The sequence below is a fragment of the Ferruginivarius sediminum genome (genome assembly GCF_003344765.1).
In the GTDB taxonomy this organism is placed as follows: domain Bacteria; phylum Pseudomonadota; class Alphaproteobacteria; order Kiloniellales; family Rhodovibrionaceae; genus Ferruginivarius; species Ferruginivarius sediminum.
Window position 1 is genome coordinate 1 of sequence record NZ_QPMH01000028.1, and the last position, 15,744, is coordinate 15,744.

Consider the following 15,744-nt stretch of genomic DNA (forward strand, 5'->3'; position numbering starts at 1 on the left):
CCATGGTCCGTCTCCACTGTGCTTGTGGCTCGGCACCCGCCGGTGCAACCCACGTATCTCAGCACACCTGGAGGCGGGCCACCCGCCCCCGTGACGGACATGTCGTCTAGTGTCAAGCGCCCGACGTCGCGGTTTGGCTTGCTAAGGCGGGGGCGATGCATTAGCCCGTTTGCGGAAATGGTCTGGGACGGCGGAAATCGTGCACGATATGGATCATAGCGCATTCTTCGAGCGGGAGTTCGCCGAGCATCAGGAGGTCGCCGCCGCGACGCGCGCGCAGCTTGCGGCGCCATTCGCGCGCCTCGTCGAGTTGACGGCGCAGGCGATACGCGATGGCGGCAAGGTCATGTTCTTCGGCAACGGGGGTAGCGCCGGCGACGCCCAGCATCTGGCGACCGAATTGACGGTGCGCTACACCCGCGATCGCGCGCCCATCGCGGCCATCGCGCTTACGACCGATACCTCCAGCCTGACGGCCATCGGCAACGACCTGGGCTTCGAGCGGCTTTTCGCCCGCCAGGTCCAGGCGCTCGGCCGGCCGGGCGACGTGGCCATCGGCATCTCGACGTCCGGGCGCAGCGCCAACGTCACCGCCGGTCTGAAGGCCGCGCGCGACGGCGGCATGCACGCCGCGGCGCTGGGCGGCGGGGACGGCGGCGACCTGGTCGGGCTGGCCGATCCGCTGCTGATCGTGCCCTCGCGCACGACCGCGCGGATTCAGGAAATGCACATCACCCTGGGGCAGATGTTGTGCGGCGCGCTGGAGCGCACGCTGGGCCTCGTCCCCAAGGACACGTGAATCGAGGATCGGGAAACCCATGACGCCGCCGATGGACAACGCCGATCTTGCCGGCAAGCTGGACACGCTGAACGGCGCGCCGGTCCTGGTGGTGGGCGACGTGATGCTGGACCGCTTCGTCTCCGGCGCCGTCGAGCGCATTTCGCCGGAGGCGCCGATCCCGATCCTGCGGGTGGAGCGGGAAACCACCATGCTGGGCGGGGCGGGCAACGTGCTGCGCAATCTGGCCGCCGTGGGCGCGCGCGGCACGCTCGTTGGCGTCGTCGGCGACGACATGGCCGGGGCGGAGGTGCGGCGCCTGGTGGCGGACGCCGGCGCGGATACGGACCGGCTTGCCGTTGTCGCCGGGCGGCCGACCAGCGTGAAGGTCCGCTACCTTGCGGGCGGACAGCAGCTTCTGCGCAGCGACCATGAGCACAATGGCGCGGTGGCGGAGGCAACGCACGCTGCGCTGCTGGAGAGCGTGCGGGCACGATTGCCGGACGCGCGTGCGGTGGTGCTCTCCGACTACGGCAAGGGGGTGTTGACCCCCGAATTCGTGCGCGGCGTCATCGGGCTGGCGCGCGCCGCCGGCGTGCCCGTCGTGGTCGATCCCAAGGGCCGGGACTACAGTGTCTATGCCGAGGCCAGTGTCGTTACCCCGAACCGCCGCGAACTGGCCGAGGCTTCCGACCTCGCCACCGGCACGGATGACGAGGTTTCCGCCGCGACGCGGCACATCATCACCACCTGCGGCATTGACGCCGTGCTGGCGACGCGCAGCGAGCAGGGCATGACGCTGGCCGTCGCCGACGCCGAGCCGGTCCACCTGTCGGCCCTGGCGCGCGAGGTCTATGACGTCTCGGGCGCGGGCGACACCGTGGTCGCGGTCCTGGCCGCCGCGCTGGCCGGCGCCCTCGACCTGCTGGACGCGGCCCGCCTGGCCAACGTCGCGGCGGGTATCGTGGTGGGCAAGGTCGGCACCGCCGTCGCCCGGCCGGACGAGTTGCTGCGCGCGCTGCACGCCGCCCGGCTGATGGAGGCGGAGAGCAAGGTAGCGGACGCGGAGGCCGCGCTGGAGCGTGTCGGCGCCTGGCGCCGTGCCGGCCTGAAGGTCGGCTTCACCAACGGCTGCTTCGACCTGCTGCATCCGGGGCATGTCTCGCTGATGCAGCAGGCGCGGGCTGCCTGCGACCGGCTGGTGGTGGGACTGAACGCGGACAGCTCTGTGCAGCGCCTGAAGGGCCCCGACCGTCCGGTGCAGGACGAGGCCGCGCGTGCCGCCGTGCTGGCGTCGCTGGCAAGCGTCGACATGGTGGTGATCTTCGCCGAGGACACGCCGATGCGGCTGATCGAGACGATCCGCCCCGACGTCCTGGTGAAGGGCGCGGATTACACGCGCGATACCGTCGTCGGCGCCGGTTTCGTGGAGTCGTACGGTGGCGAGATCCGGCTGGCCGACCTTTCGCCGGGCCATTCGACAAGCGAAACCATCAAGCGGCTACGGCAGTGACGGCGCTCGGGCTTCTCGTCTATTCGCTTGCCTGGATCAGCTTCGGCGCCGTGCATTCCCTGCTTGCCCATCCGCCGGTGCAGCAGGCGATGGGCCGGCTGTTCGGCAGCCGCACGCGGCTGGCCTACAACCTGATCGCCACCGTGCACATCGCCGCCGTCCTGGCGCTCGGCATCTGGCTATTGGGCGGGGCCGCCGACTTTGCGCTGCCGGCGTGGCTGCGCGTGGCGATGTGGCTACTGGCCGGTTGCGGTGTCGCCGGACTGGTTGTCGGGCTTCGCGAATACGACATGAGCCGCTTTTCGGGCACATGGCAGGCGCGCCACGGCACGCCGCCCGGCGCGGGGGACGAGGACGAGCCCCTTGTCACCGCCGGGTTGCACCGCTACGTCCGGCATCCGCTCTACACGGCGGGGATGATGCTGCTGTGGGGCCTGGCGCAAAGTCCGCTGGGGCTGGCAACGGCGGTGTGGGGCACGCTTTACTTCGTCATCGGGACGTTGTTCGAGGAGCGCAAGCTCCTCGCCCGCTACGGCGGGGACTACCGCGAGTATCGCCGCAAGGTGCCGGCCTTCGTTCCGTGGAAAGGCCGGGCGCTTTAGCCAATTTGGGCACGTTTTATATTCGGTTTATATTATGTGTACTGTCGTCGGTGCTCAATCGTGCCAGCACCTTCCTGTATATATTAAATAGACATGCATCCAGGAAGTTCGTTCAATGTCTTTCCAATATTCTATGTGCAAAGTATTAGAATGTGAAAATTTAAGGGTTGCAAGAATGGCATAGCTGTAAAACAGGGATAGATACCTCTTGATCCGATCCATCCGGTGTAGTGCAATCCCTCTAACGATTGAGGTAGTGCAGTGACGTACATCATGCGGTTTTTTGCTGTCTTGCTGTGCAGTCTTGCGGTTTTTTCGGGGTGGATGCCGCCGGCCAATGCCGATTCAAAGGCTTTGGAAGCCTACCCCACGCCGCGGATCGTCACGGGACAGGCAAGCGCCGCAAGCGGATGCGTGGTGAATATCAGGGGGGGGCGAGGTTCATTTGCTGCCCCTGAAATGTCTGGACGACGAAAGCAGGCTGGCCATCGTCATTCGCGGGCATCTGAAAGACATGGTCTCCAATGGCAAGGCGACATGTGTCCTGTTGGCTCGCGATATGGCGGGGCGACGATACGGTCAGTGCATGTTGGAAGGTCAGGACATAGCCGCCAAGATGATCGAGGCGGGGTGGGGCATCGTCATCCCGAGGTCCGCGGACACGGCAGCCTTTCATCAGCTTCTTGAAGCATACGACACTCTCGAACGGCATGCGCGCGCCGCTGGCTATGGCATATGGGCAAGGTCCGGGCAGTGAGTATATGGCGCGAGAATAGGCCGGTCGGGACATCTCTTCGGAACGTCTGATTAACCTTCCGGAACAGCCGTCGAAACTTGGCGCGCCGTCCCGGATTGGAGCTTTTAGCTGATCAGCGCTTCTGGATCGGTCAGCCGCGTCAGGCGTTGCCCCGCGACCTGTGCGAAGCGCAGCAGCATGGCCCGGCGCCGCGCCGCGTTCAGCTTGGCGAGTGGGGCAGGGCGCAGGATTTCGGCGTGGTAGGCGTCGGTTACCATCAGGCCGCAGTCGCTTGGCAGGATGTCGCGCGGAAAATCGGCCGGTACGGCGAAATAGAAACGGTCGCAGTAATCCAGGTACTCCCACCACTTGCCGTCGCTCCGGTAATCGGCCAGCGACGACTTCACCTCGACGATGGCGAGCTCACCAGCGCCGTCGAGGGCGACGACGTCGGCGCGCCGGCCGTTCTTCAAGGTGAACTCGCAAAGGGTGGAAAGCCCGCGCGCGGCGAAGGCCCGGCATACGCCGCGCGCCAATTGCACCCCCGGCGCGTCCGCGATCGTGCCTGTTCCGGTCATCCGATCCAGCCTCCCGAAGATGGATCATAACGTGAACATAACGGGCTGCAAGCCGAAATGGGCGGCGCCAAAGTTCTATCCGGTTCGATCCACCACGATCAGCCCGCGCGCCAAAAGGTCCTGCAGGGCGTTGTTCAGATCGGTGTCGATCCGCGCGGGCGGAACGTCGGGAAAGGCATCGTGGAAGACGGCGCGGACGTCCTCTTGCGTGTGCGGGGCCTCCAGCAACTTCCAGATGGCGGTGCCGATGCGGTCCAGGTAGACGATGTCGTCGCTGTCGGGTGCGACGAGGAAGATATCGTCGTCCACGGGCGTCTCCCGCACGTCCGGATTGCGGCGCAAGCAGGCGGCAGGGGATATCCGGTTCGCGTAAGTGTCCTCGCTCATCCGAATGTCTCCCGTATCAAGTCGGCGGCAGCGACGCTGTCGTGGAAGCGAAGGGCGTGGCAATCGGCGTGTTGTGCCAGCGCCACCACGGACCTCAGCTTTTGGTCGGAAGCCAGGTGGGGGGCATAGCAGTTCGCCAGCAACCGGCGCACGGCAATCGAGCGCGAAAGCGGCGCGAGGGAGGCGGGCGCGTCCGATGCGCTGGTATCCTCTGCGGGCAGACGCTCCAGCAGCACCAAAGACGTCACGGGAAAGTGCCTGCCGAACGGCGCCAGCTCGCCGTCGCGCGGGTGGAGATAGGCAACATCCGCGATCCGGGCCGCCTCCACATCCTCGATGTATCCTGCTGCCGCCTCGGCAATGCGGGGTGGCAGCGGCAGGCGGACCTTGGGCGCAAGCCCCAGGCTTGCCGCGGTCGGTCGGTCGCCGTCTCCGTCTCCGTCCCCGTCCTCGACCAGGATGACATCGTCGCCCAGCATGCAGGCCTCGCCGGAAGCCAGAAGCAGGGACAGCGTGGACTTGCCCGCGTGTGTCGGGCCGACGAGTAGTATGGCGGAATCCGGACTTGCCCCCGGCACCAGAACGCCGGCGGCATGCACCGTCAACCGCGCTGTGCTCTTCGCCAGCGCCGCCGTGATGACGCGGTTGACCAGCGAGAACGCCGCATCCTGCGCGGATTCGAGCATCTCCCGGTCGGCGCCCAGGCAGAACGCGGTTCCGCGCCGCTCGACCGCGATATCGGCGCCCTTCCGCCGGGGCACGATATCGACGGGCCAGCGCGGCAGCAGCAACCGCACATACCCGGCCAGCGCGCCCGCGCCGGCAACACGCAGGCTTCCCCCGGGAATCGCGAACAGCAGGTCGTCCTGCGTGGTCATCAACCTCGCCGTTGCCAACGCTTTAAGAGACTCTTAGTATATCAAATGTAACCTCGGCTTGCATATCGGGGTGGGGTGTTGCCGATACCGGTTGCTCCGGATGCGCCTGATCGGACATTCGTCTCGCCCCTTGGAAGCCGTGGAATCGTGCGGATATCATGTCGGCATTTTACGGAAATTCGTGATTTAATCGATGCTATATGCTAATATTTTACCTCTTCGGGTAAGGGGGATGCGACCATGAGTGCCGACGACAAAGCCTCGCAGCCGCCGGGCCAGGGAATCGATGGCCGCCGTCGCGCTGCTCTTGCGAAGCTGGGCCTTGGTGCCGCCGTTGCGTACACGACGCCCGTGATTCTGGGGCTGGAATCGGACGCGCGTGCCGCCGGGAACGGTAACAGCGGCCCGCCGCCCTATGGACAAGGCAGCGGGCATGGCCCCTGTTCCAATCCAAGCCAGGGCGCGCCGACCGGTGGCAGTTCGGGACAGGGACGCGGGTGCGACGTGGCCAGTGGCCGCCCCTGATCGTCTCTCTTCTTGCTCAGAATTCCGGACGGCCATCGCGCCCTTATCCGTAAAGTTGTATGCGGCGGCATAATTTCGCGTTAAGCGGAAAACTGCGAAATACACGTCGTTTTTTACACTTTGTTCACCTCATACCGCCCAACGTTGTATGCACTGCTAAGTACCGCGCAGGTCAGGCGCGGGCCGTTGGCGGTAAGGCACGTGCGACGCAGTGTATGGGGTGAATATGACGCGGGTCTCCGGGTATCGCGAAGCAGAGGCAGCCGAAAGCAAGCTTGACAATAACGAAGGCGAGGCACCGGGCGATGCAACCGGCGTGCCCGCGCAGCGCGGCAAGCATGGACGCTTCGGCATCAAGGTGCGCCTCTTCGCGGCATTCGGCGGTGTGGCGGTCCTGACGGTGGCCGCCGGCGCGGTGGCCTGGCTGTCCTATGCATATGCCGAGCGGACCTTCGGCGATGTCGCGCAGAAGGGGGTGCCGGCGATGTCTGCCGCCGTCGGCCTGCAGGCGGAAAGTGGCTGGCTGTCCGCCGCCGCGCCGAAGCTGGCCGGGGCCGAAAGCGAGACCAAGCGTCAGGAGATCATGGCGGAACTCGACGCGCATGCGGCCACCATGGCGGCCCGCGTCGAGGACTTGCAGGCGCTCGACGTCAGCGAACAGGCAACGGCCGCCATCCGCGAGTCGGCGGACAAGCTGCGCGGGAACATGAACCGCCTCGATGCGGCGGTCGGCAAACAACTGAAGGCCAAGGCGCGGGTCGACGAAAGCATCGGCAAGCTGGACGAAGCGCACGCCGCGCTTCTGGATGAGTTGAAGCCGATGATCGACTCGGCAAACACGGCCTTGATCACGGGTACGCTCAAGGTCAGCGACGAGAGCGCGGAAGCCTTGAACGACCTGCTGGAACGCCGCGTGGGCGACCTGCGTAAGCTTCTGTCCATGCGCGCCGACGTGAACCGCATCATGGCGCTGCTGACAGAGGCGCAGCACGTGGATATCGTCCCCCGCCTTGGCGCGATCGAGATGAACATGGAAGAGCCTGTCGCCCGGATGCGCGAGGCGATGAAGGTCGTCCCGGAGAGCCAGGCCGGCAACCAGGTTCGCACGCCCGGTGAGCTGCTGATCTCCTATGCCGCGAGCGACAACACCGTCATGGACATGCGCCGGGCCGCGCTGAACGGTGAGGAAGGCGCGGAAAAGGAACTCGACCGGGCCATGGGCAGTGCGGGCAGCATGCACGAAACGCTGCTGACGGCGCTCGCTCCGATGATCGAAAAGGTGAGCGACGAACTGGTCGAGGGCGCGGAGGATCTCGCCGATGAGAATGGCGAGCGTATCCTGGCCCTGATGGACACCGAGATGGCGACGCTGCGGACATACCTGGAGGTCCAGTCACTCGCCAACCACGCTGCCGGACTGATCGCGACCGCGGCGAACGCCGACAACAACGACCGCCTCGATGTCATGCAGCGCCAGTTCGAGGAAGACGTTCGGAAGATCTATGCGAAGCTTGCCACGTTGGGTGGCGGCACGGCCGTCGAGCTGGATAGCCGTATTGCCGTGCTGGCGGACCTGGGGCAGGGAGATGAGACGGTCTTCTCCCTGCGCGCCGCGCAGCTTGCCGCGGCGCAGGAGGCCGAGGACATCCTGGCGGATACGCGCGGCGTCGCCGCTTCCCTGGCGAATAGCGTGCGCGGCGTCGTCGGCCAGACGCGCCAGCGCATGGAGGCGGGCACCGACAGCGTCGCTTCGGCTTTCGCGCAGGGCAAGATCTGGCTTGGCGCGATCGTGGCAGCCAGCCTGCTGGTCGCGGGGCTCGTGGCTTGGCTCTATGTCGCGCGGAGCCTGGGCCGGCGCCTGGACCGCCTGACGCACGCCACGCAGGCGGTTGCGGACGGCGATATGGATGCCGAGATCGACACCGCTGGCAGCGACGAGATCGCCCGCATGGCCTCCGCCCTCCTGGTGTTCCGCGACGGGCTGGCGGAGGCGGAAGCGGCCAATCGGCGCGCGTCGCAGGAGCGCCAGCGCGCCCAGGAAGCCCGCCGCGAGGACATGCTGAAACTGGCCGAAAGCTTCGAATCCACGGTCAGCGCCGCGGTCGACAAAGTCTCCACGGCCGCTTCCGGGATGCACGAAACCGCCGAGGGCATGGCCGCGACCGCCCAGCAGACCAGCCGGCAAAGCAAGGCCGCGGCGAGCGCCACGGAATCGGCCAGCGCCAACGTGCAGACCGTGGCGAGCGCATCGGAAGAACTGGCGGGATCGATCTCCGAAGTCAGCCGGCAGGTCGGGCAGTCCAGCAAGATGGCCGCCGAGGCGACCGAACGCGCGCAGCACACCGACGAGACGGTGCGTGGCCTGCAGCAGGCGGCGCAGAAGATCGGCGACGTCGTGAAACTTATCCAGGACATCGCCGAGCAGACCAACCTGCTGGCGCTGAACGCCACTATCGAGGCGGCGCGCGCGGGCGAGGCCGGCAAGGGCTTTGCCGTCGTGGCCAGCGAGGTGAAGCAGCTTGCCAACCAAACGGCGCAGGCGACGGAGGAAATCTCGGAGCAGATCGGTGGCGTTCAGGCCGCGACGGACGAGGCCGCGGCGGCGATCGGCGGAATCGTGCAAACCATCAACGAGATCAACGAGATCTCGGGCACCATTGCCGCTGCCGTCGAACAGCAGACCGCCGCGACCGAGGAGATCGCCCAGAACGCGCAGCGCGCCGCCTCGGGTGCGCAGGACGTGGGACAGAACATCGCGGGCGTCGATCAGGCCGCCGGCGAAACCGGGCAGGCCGCGCAGGAGGTTCTTGCCTCCGCCGGCGAACTGGGGAAGCTCTCCACAACGCTACGCCAGGAGGTCGACGGCTTCCTCGCGCACGTTCGGGCCGCTTAAAAGGATGTAGGCGACGCGCCGGCGTTCAGTCCCCGGCGCAGAGGGCCGCTGTTGTTTTGTCGGGGGCCATGTCCTTGTCGAAGCCGAACGGTTCGACCGTGGACCAATGCTCGGGGGTGTCGACGAACGCCTTGAGACGCTTGTTGAACGCCTCCAACAAGTCGCTGTCCGCATGCCGCACCGCGAAGGCCCCATAGCCGACCTTCTTGCCGCCGTTCGCCTCTGGATAGAACTGCGGCGTCGACTCCATTTCGCTCAGGTTCCGCTGTTCCAGCAAGGTCCGCACGGTGAGTGCGGTCATCGCCACGGCGTCGACCTCGCCCCGCTGCAGCGCACGCAGCGCCGCGTCGTAATCGGCGTAGAGCAGCGCGCGGTCGCCGGGAATGCCCGCCTCGTAGGCATAGTTGTACTCGACCGTTCCGGCCATGATCCCGACCTTGGCTTGATGATTCGCCGCCACCGTCTCGAAATTCCTCAGGCCTTTCGGGTTGCCCTTCTTCACGGCGAAAGCCTCGCCGATCCTGTAGGTGGGAGCCGTGAACGCCACCTGCTCGCAGCGATCCGGCGTCACGTACATGCCTGCCGCGATCATGTCGATGTTGCCGGCGTTCAACTCTGGGATCAGTTCGCCGAAATTGACCACGACGGGCTCAAGCTCGATCTCCGGGTCGATATCGGCAAAGATTTTGCGCGCGATTTCGGGGGCCTCGCCCGTGAGGCGGCCGTTTTCGTCCACGTAGCCGTAGGGCCTCTCGTTCGCGACGCCGACCCGGACCTTGTTCTCTTCCTTGATCCGCTCCAGCGTCGTCTCGGCCGCGCCCGGCCACGCCGCGCAGGCGGCCGCGAGGACTATTGCAGCGCCGAAAAGCCAGCGCGCGAAAGGGTTTCGTGCAACCATAAGCTCCCCCTATCCCTGGCCATCGCGAACGGCGCTCCACATTCGGCCCGCCGCTGGGGCCCGGACTGTCCGGACCATAGAGCGTTCCAGCTTGTGACTTTCGACGCAAGCCCTGGATGTACATTCAGGGGTAGGCGCAACGCTCCCAAGTAACTTCCACGAAAGCGCGCTTTCCCGCAATGATAGAAAACCGATGCTCTTTGCCATCGCGGACAATTGAGTGGTGGATGGGCAGCGAACCCTCGACGCTGTCGGTCTCACCGCCCAGAAGCGTGAAGCGAACCGTCACCGGCTGGTCCGGATCGTACCACGCCTCGGCGCGGCCCTGGGCATCGGTGGCGGAGGCGCCTTCGGCCGAGACGGTGATGGTGCCATCGGCGAAGGCGACTGCCTGGCCGGCGCCGGTCGAAAGGGGCGTTTGCACGATGAAGCGGCGCGTCGCCGGCCCGGCATCGCATTCCGTGTTTTCGCTCGCCTTGCTGACAACGAAAGCCAGCCGGTCTGCCGACAAGCCGTCGTTTAACCGCTCGCGCACAAGCCCAAGCAGCTTCGCCGGGTCGCCGCTGGGAACCTCTTCGCGGTAGCGCTGCTGCCATGTCTGGAGCTCGTCCTGCGTTTCCTGCAGTTCCACGCGCAGATCGCGCTTCTCCTTCTCGACCTTGCTGAGGTCGGATTGCAGCGCATCCAGCTCTTCCTCAAGGCGGACAACCTCGATTCGGGCAAGTTGCGAACCCGTTTCGTAGGCAAACGCGCCGGCCGCACCGAGCGCGGCCAGGATCAGGATCCATTTGACAAGCGTCCAGCGCCTTTGCCGGCGCCGGCGAGAGCGGGTCTCCTGCAGCCCCAGAGTCATTGCGGTCCCCGGTTCGGTCTCATCGTTTCCTGGTACCCTCCCATAGGCCGCTTGGCCCGGAACCAACGGCGTGTGCATCGTCGAGCCCACCGCGCCCGCGCGCAAGGGGGCGGAATGGACGCTGGTTCAGGATTTTGGCGGTTGCGTGGCGACGGCTCGACCGCCGTGCGTTGGATAGCGTCTCGCGGCTTGAAGGGAAAAGCTGCTCGCCGTGACTTGACTGTTTCGATATCAAGGCAAAAATAAATCATCCGGAAACACAAAATGTGTTAGTTTTTGAGCGTGTGGTAGCCAGGTGGGGAAAGCGCTATGACATCCGATCGAGTGCTTCTCCGTGATGCGGCGGCCGCGCGGGCGTGCGGGCGGGAGATTTGCGAAAACCTGTTGGGGAGTTGTCCTTGACGACGACGGATGTGCTGGTCGCTGACGATCATGCGTTGTTCAGAGCCGGCCTGATCGAAATCCTGCGCCGTCGATTCGGCGATTCGCTGCGTGTCACCGAAGCGGAGAGCTTCGCGGATACTGTCGCCGTGCTGGAACATAGCGGTGAGTTCGACCTCGTGTTCTGCGATCTCGACATGCCCGACCTTGGCCGCGGGCGCAACCTCTCAAGCGTGGTATTCGCGGCCGGCCACGCCCCGGTCGTGGTTATTTCGGCGAGTTTGCACCAGAGTTCGATCCGCGGCGCCTTCGACCTTGGGGTGCGCGGCTACCTGCCCAAACGCGACAGTCTTGCCGTCCTGGACAAGTGCCTGGACGAGGTCCTGGCCGGGCGCACTTGCAGTCCCGATGTCGGCGAGGAGGTCGTCGTGCCAAGGGATTTCCGGGACCATGCCAGGCCGGAGGATACCTCGCCGTCCGTGCCCGACGTCCTGGCCAGGCTGACGAACCGGGAGCAGCGTGTGCTGGCCGGCGTTCTGCAAGGCTTGTCGAACAAGGAAATCGCGCGGCAGGCGAACGTCAGCGACGCGACCATCAAGGTCCATATGCGCTCGATCTTCGACAAGCTGAACGTCAGCAACCGCACGCAGGCCGCGATGTGGGCGGTCCAGCGAATGGATGCGCCGGCCCTGCGCGATCTCGTCTCCGGCTCGAGCGAGCGTTCTTAGGCTTTCGGAAAGCAACGGGCTGGGCGTCTGAATGGCGGACCCGGCAGGATTCGAACCTGCGACCTTCGGCTCCGGAGGCCGACGCTCTATCCGGCTGAGCTACGGGCCCGCATGCGAAGCGGGCGGACCATACGACAAAGCGATGTCGCCGACAATGGGGCTGTTGGGGATAATGTGAGCCGGGGCATTCGGGCGGTGGCCGGGTGCATCCCGCCGTCCCACGGCTTGGGCGATTGCCGGCCTGTGAGTTTCGTCACTGTCGCGCCCGCCCTTTTGCCGCATCCTTGACCTGTAGCGCGCCGGCGAAGGTGCGCGGTTCCATGGCCGACGAAGGAGCCCGGTCATGATACAGGATACGGTCAGTTTCTATTTCGGTGCCGCTTGCGTCGCGGTTTATGCCTGGGACCGTTTCAACAAGCCGCGCCCCCTACGGCATACGACAACGTGGGTGCAGTACCGATTGGCCGAGGTGGGCTATGTCATCGCCACCCTTGCGGTTTTCGCGGTCCTCGTATGGGTCATTAAAAGGCGTCCGGAGACCGTCGATTTCCTGTACCGGCTTGCAGGCAGCGACGGCGAGCCCGCTCAGGGCCTTTCCGCGCCGCTGGTGGCGGCGTTGTTCCTGACGGTGCTGCTGCCGAACATTCCGGTGCTGAAATCCATCGACCTGAAGATCAAGCTCGGTTTTCAGAAGCTCGGCGCGATACCTCGCCGTGCGCTCAGTCTGAGCTGGCGGTTGAACCGGCTCGACTTCGAAATTCCGCGCTCAGAGGAAGGCAGGGTTCGCGAATTCCTGACGCTGCGCGGCATCGACCCGGCGCCGGTCCTGCAGGCGCCCGCCGGGACGGAACTGGCTTCCTGGCGCCGCGCGGTGGCGATCTACGTCATGATACGGGCGTATTGCGATCACTTCGCCGATACACTGAAGTTCAGGGCCGACGAAGAGCTGGAGCGTATCGACGACGAATTCGACAAGACCTGCGATCTGGTGCGAATCGCCATGCAAAGCGGCGACCACCAGTCAGCCTCTTTCGACGCGCTGGCCAAGCAGATGCCCGGCCTTCAGCGCCAGCTTCATACTTTCGCCAGCCATGTCCTGCTGCTGGGCTATTCGAGCATGGCGCGGGTGGAGAGCCAGCTTGAGCGCATGGGTTTCCAGGGCGTTCGCGACGGCCACGGCTTACAGCTCGTGAACAACATCGCGGCGGTCGGCACGACGATCCTGGTATATTTCGTGATCTTCTTCGCCATCGTCGTGAAAGTCACCGAGCTTGGTTCCGGCGACGCATTTCAGCGATTTGCGACCCTCGCGATTTCCATCGCCGTGACCATAGCGCTCGCCGTTGCCGCCGCGCTCCTGCTCAAGCGGACGCCGCCGGCGGCGAACAAGGCCGCGTCGGCGCCGCGCCGAAACGTGCTGCGATGCTGGCTGGCTGGGCTGCTTGCGGTTGTGGGCTGGTTCGTCGTGCAGTTCGTACGAAAGTTCGTGGAGAGCGATGACGGCCCGCTCGCGGTTGCGGACGCCTTGCTGTCCGTCTGGGGTTGGGCATTGATCCCCTTCACCATCGCGTTCGTCATCTCGTTCCTGATCGACGATATAGACGGGCGAAGCTTCCGGGCGACCCGCCACCTGCGCCTGGTCGAAGGCGCGATCGTGTCGGCCGCCTATATCCTGGCGATGAGCCTGGCCCTGCTGGCCCTGGGCAAGATGAGCGTCGAGCCCGGCGGCACGGAGGGTCTCTTCCGGGAAGTCTCCTACATCGCCTCGCGCCTGTTTTCGGCAGGTGTCTTGGGTTTCGGCCTCGGCTACTTCGTGCCGGAGATGTACCGCGCGACACTTCGGGAGCGAGCCGAGGAGGATGCAGCACGGCAGCCGCGCGACGGTGTCGTTGCCGCATAGGGCGGCGGATCGCCCAACGAAAGCCAAGGTCTGGCGCATGAGGGTTCGATCGATGCCGAGCCTGCCTCTTCCGCCACATGGACTTGCAGGGGTTTAAAATCCGCTGTTTTTTCCCGAGATTCGCGCTTCAGGGCGCGGGCGACATCATCCCCATCGCTTTCCGGCCCCATCGCTTTCCGACCCCGGCGAAAACCGGCCCTTGCAGCCGACCAGCCGACAGTTCACGACTTCGTATTTAACACTTTCGATTTCCATCGTCGTTAAGCTTGATAGCATGGAGAAATTAGAATATTAACCATGCGTGACTCGATGAACGTTAAGAATATGTGAATCCGTTGTCGGTTGTTCGGGGATTTAATAGGTTTTGATATTCAAATATCGGCGAAATTGGATTTCAAAGTGATCCAGTGGCCTTTGGATTTTGCGGTTTTATGCCGCTCGACATTCGCGTTAACGGAAAAATAACCAAACTTATTATTCCAGCATACACCTTAAAATTGCGCTAGCTTTTTTCTTTCGCACGAATCTGATGGGGTATATCGGCCTCGCAGGGGGCTGGGAGGTCATTCGTCCTGGCGGGGGGCGTGGCGAAACAACAATACCATCGGCGTCACTGCGCAATTTGAGGGAAGCCCCATGCAGACGTACGAAGAGCTGGTCGGCGGCGAAGGCCGTCTTATCTACTACCGGGCCGAGCGTTTTCGCGCTAAGGACCTCTTTGGACTGAGTCACCCGGAGTTGACGGTCGGTGGCCACCGGCTGTCGCTGCACGATCTCAGCATGAGCGGCGTCGCCGGTTTCGACGACCGCTCCGCCGACTGGTCGCAGAGCGTCAATCGGCGCCTGCCCATGCGCCTGCTGGTGGGCAATCGGCCGCTGCACGAATCGATGTGCGAGATCCGGCGGCTGGAGCCGACGCCGTTCGGCGTGAAGATCGGCCTCAAGCTGGTCGATTCCTATCTCGATATCGCGTCCCTGGTTTCCCGGCACGAGGAAGCCCAGGTCCGGCGGGAACTGGACAGCGATCTATCGGCCGAGGTCGCGGCGGTGCCCGCCGAATACCGCCGCGTCAGCGCTGACGTCATCCACATGCTGCACAGCTATCGCGGCGCGTTGCGGCGTCTTGCCGACCACGCGCCCGGCCAGGCGGACGTCCGGCTCAACGGCATGGAGGAGGTCCTCTGGCACTGCGAGGAGCGCATCCTGCCCCGCTGGCGGGAACTATGGTTCGAGGCCAACGACCTGCTCTGGCCTGTCGTGGAGGACCCGGACGTCTACCGCGCGGTCAAGAGCTATACCGAAACCGTGCTAACGCCGGAATTCCTGATCGGCCCGATCTGGCGCCGGGGCTACGAGAAGCCGTTCGGCTACCCCGGCGACTTCAAGCTGATGCATCAGATCTACTCCCACGAGTGGCAGGGCGACACGCCTTACGGCAAGCTGGTCCATCGCCTGGGCGTCCACGTCGGCGAGTTCGTGGCCAACCGCATGGTGATGATGAAGGACGCCATCGCGGAAACCGTGGCGTCCAAGCCGCGCGGCCGGCGTGCGCACATCGCCAGCCTCGGTGCCGGTCCCGCCCAGGAAGTCGCGAGCTACCTGGATGTGCCGGCCCTGCCGCGCCCGGCGACCTTCACGCTGATGGACCAGGACCATCGCGCGCTGAGCCATGCCTACGAGCAGACCCATCCCAAGGTGCTGCGCCACGGCGGGGCGGCACAGCTACGCTGCCTGCACGTGTCGTTCATGCAGTTGCTGAAAGCGGGATCCATCCTGGACGAGCTGCCGCCGCAGGACCTGATCTACAGCGTCGGGCTCACCGATTACCTCTCGGACAAGCGGGTCACGTCGCTGATTCAGGCGCTCTACGAGCGGCTGGCCCCCGGCGGCCGGCTCGTCATCGGCAACGTCAAGCGCAGCCGGGAAGCGAGCCTCTGGCCACTGGAGTTCATCGCCGACTGGAACCTGATCTACCGGGAAGAGGCGGACATGCGCCGCCTGACGAACGGCTTGCCGGGAAGCGAGCGGGAGTTCCTGTCCGACGAGACCAACTGCGTCGTCATGGCCTACGTGAAGAAGCCGGAGCAGGGCTAA

Annotated in this window: 14 protein-coding genes and 1 tRNA gene; 9 read left to right on the top strand and 6 right to left on the bottom strand. The window is 65.0% G+C overall.

Annotated features, from left to right (window positions below):
- Positions 1-208 precede the first annotated feature (208 nt).
- From DRB17_RS18210 to DRB17_RS18225, 4 genes are all read left to right on the top strand, one after another.
- The gene (locus DRB17_RS18210) at positions 209-799 is read left to right on the top strand and encodes an SIS domain-containing protein (protein ID WP_114583664.1); all 591 of its coding nucleotides are present in this window, start codon (positions 209-211) and stop codon (positions 797-799) included.
- Between the two features lie 31 nt (positions 800-830).
- On the top strand, positions 831-2,291 hold the full coding sequence (gene rfaE1 / locus DRB17_RS18215) for a D-glycero-beta-D-manno-heptose-7-phosphate kinase (RefSeq protein WP_114583692.1): 1,461 nt from the start codon (positions 831-833) through the stop codon (positions 2,289-2,291).
- Positions 2,288-2,893, top strand: coding sequence for a methyltransferase family protein (locus DRB17_RS18220; RefSeq protein ID WP_241503890.1), 606 nt, complete (start codon positions 2,288-2,290; stop codon positions 2,891-2,893). Before rfaE1 ends, DRB17_RS18220 begins: the two co-directional genes overlap by 4 nt.
- A gap of 445 nt (positions 2,894-3,338) precedes the next feature.
- Positions 3,339-3,650, top strand: coding sequence for a thermonuclease family protein (locus DRB17_RS18225; protein WP_114583665.1), 312 nt, complete (start codon positions 3,339-3,341; stop codon positions 3,648-3,650).
- 104 nt (positions 3,651-3,754) lie between these two features.
- Here DRB17_RS18225 and DRB17_RS18230 read toward each other — a convergent pair whose 3' ends face one another.
- The 3 genes from DRB17_RS18230 to DRB17_RS18240 form a co-directional block, all read right to left on the bottom strand.
- Positions 3,755-4,207 carry an MmcB family DNA repair protein gene (locus DRB17_RS18230; protein ID WP_114583666.1) on the bottom strand — a complete coding sequence of 151 codons (453 nt, stop codon included), beginning with the start codon at positions 4,205-4,207 and terminating at the stop codon, positions 3,755-3,757.
- A gap of 75 nt (positions 4,208-4,282) precedes the next feature.
- Positions 4,283-4,594 carry a PqqD family protein gene (locus DRB17_RS18235; protein WP_114583667.1) on the bottom strand — a complete coding sequence of 104 codons (312 nt, stop codon included), beginning with the start codon at positions 4,592-4,594 and terminating at the stop codon, positions 4,283-4,285.
- Positions 4,591-5,472, bottom strand: coding sequence for a hypothetical protein (locus DRB17_RS18240; RefSeq protein WP_114583668.1), 882 nt, complete (start codon positions 5,470-5,472; stop codon positions 4,591-4,593). The genes DRB17_RS18235 and DRB17_RS18240 overlap by 4 nt, the downstream gene beginning before the upstream one ends.
- 240 nt (positions 5,473-5,712) lie before the next feature.
- On the opposite strand from DRB17_RS18240, the gene DRB17_RS20045 reads away from it, so the two are divergent.
- Positions 5,713-5,997, top strand: coding sequence for a hypothetical protein (locus tag DRB17_RS20045; protein WP_147274954.1), 285 nt, complete (start codon positions 5,713-5,715; stop codon positions 5,995-5,997).
- Positions 5,998-6,223: 226 nt separating this feature from the next.
- Complete coding sequence (locus DRB17_RS18245; RefSeq protein ID WP_114583669.1) at positions 6,224-8,890, top strand: methyl-accepting chemotaxis protein; 2,667 nt, start codon at positions 6,224-6,226, stop codon at positions 8,888-8,890.
- A gap of 25 nt (positions 8,891-8,915) precedes the next feature.
- Here the strand turns inward: DRB17_RS18245 and ehuB are convergent, their stop codons facing one another.
- Together ehuB and DRB17_RS18255 are read right to left on the bottom strand one after the other, a co-directional pair.
- Positions 8,916-9,788 carry an ectoine/hydroxyectoine ABC transporter substrate-binding protein EhuB gene (ehuB, locus tag DRB17_RS18250; protein WP_114583670.1) on the bottom strand — a complete coding sequence of 291 codons (873 nt, stop codon included), beginning with the start codon at positions 9,786-9,788 and terminating at the stop codon, positions 8,916-8,918.
- 124 nt (positions 9,789-9,912) lie between these two features.
- The gene (locus DRB17_RS18255) at positions 9,913-10,641 is read right to left on the bottom strand and encodes an OmpH family outer membrane protein (protein WP_114583671.1); all 729 of its coding nucleotides are present in this window, start codon (positions 10,639-10,641) and stop codon (positions 9,913-9,915) included.
- A gap of 398 nt (positions 10,642-11,039) precedes the next feature.
- On the opposite strand from DRB17_RS18255, the gene DRB17_RS18260 reads away from it, so the two are divergent.
- A complete protein-coding gene (locus DRB17_RS18260; RefSeq protein ID WP_161958889.1) occupies positions 11,040-11,750 on the top strand; it encodes a LuxR C-terminal-related transcriptional regulator in 711 nt (236 codons plus the stop codon).
- A gap of 32 nt (positions 11,751-11,782) precedes the next feature.
- Here the strand turns inward: DRB17_RS18260 and DRB17_RS18265 are convergent.
- A tRNA-Arg gene (locus tag DRB17_RS18265) sits at positions 11,783-11,859 on the bottom strand.
- Positions 11,860-12,093: 234 nt separating this feature from the next.
- Between DRB17_RS18265 and DRB17_RS18270 the strand changes: the two genes are divergently transcribed.
- Together DRB17_RS18270 and DRB17_RS18275 are read left to right on the top strand one after the other, a co-directional pair.
- The gene (locus DRB17_RS18270) at positions 12,094-13,650 is read left to right on the top strand and encodes a hypothetical protein (RefSeq protein WP_114583673.1); all 1,557 of its coding nucleotides are present in this window, start codon (positions 12,094-12,096) and stop codon (positions 13,648-13,650) included.
- 636 nt (positions 13,651-14,286) lie between these two features.
- Positions 14,287-15,744: a class I SAM-dependent methyltransferase gene (locus DRB17_RS18275; protein WP_114583674.1), complete on the top strand. Its 1,458-nt coding sequence runs from the start codon at positions 14,287-14,289 to the stop codon at positions 15,742-15,744.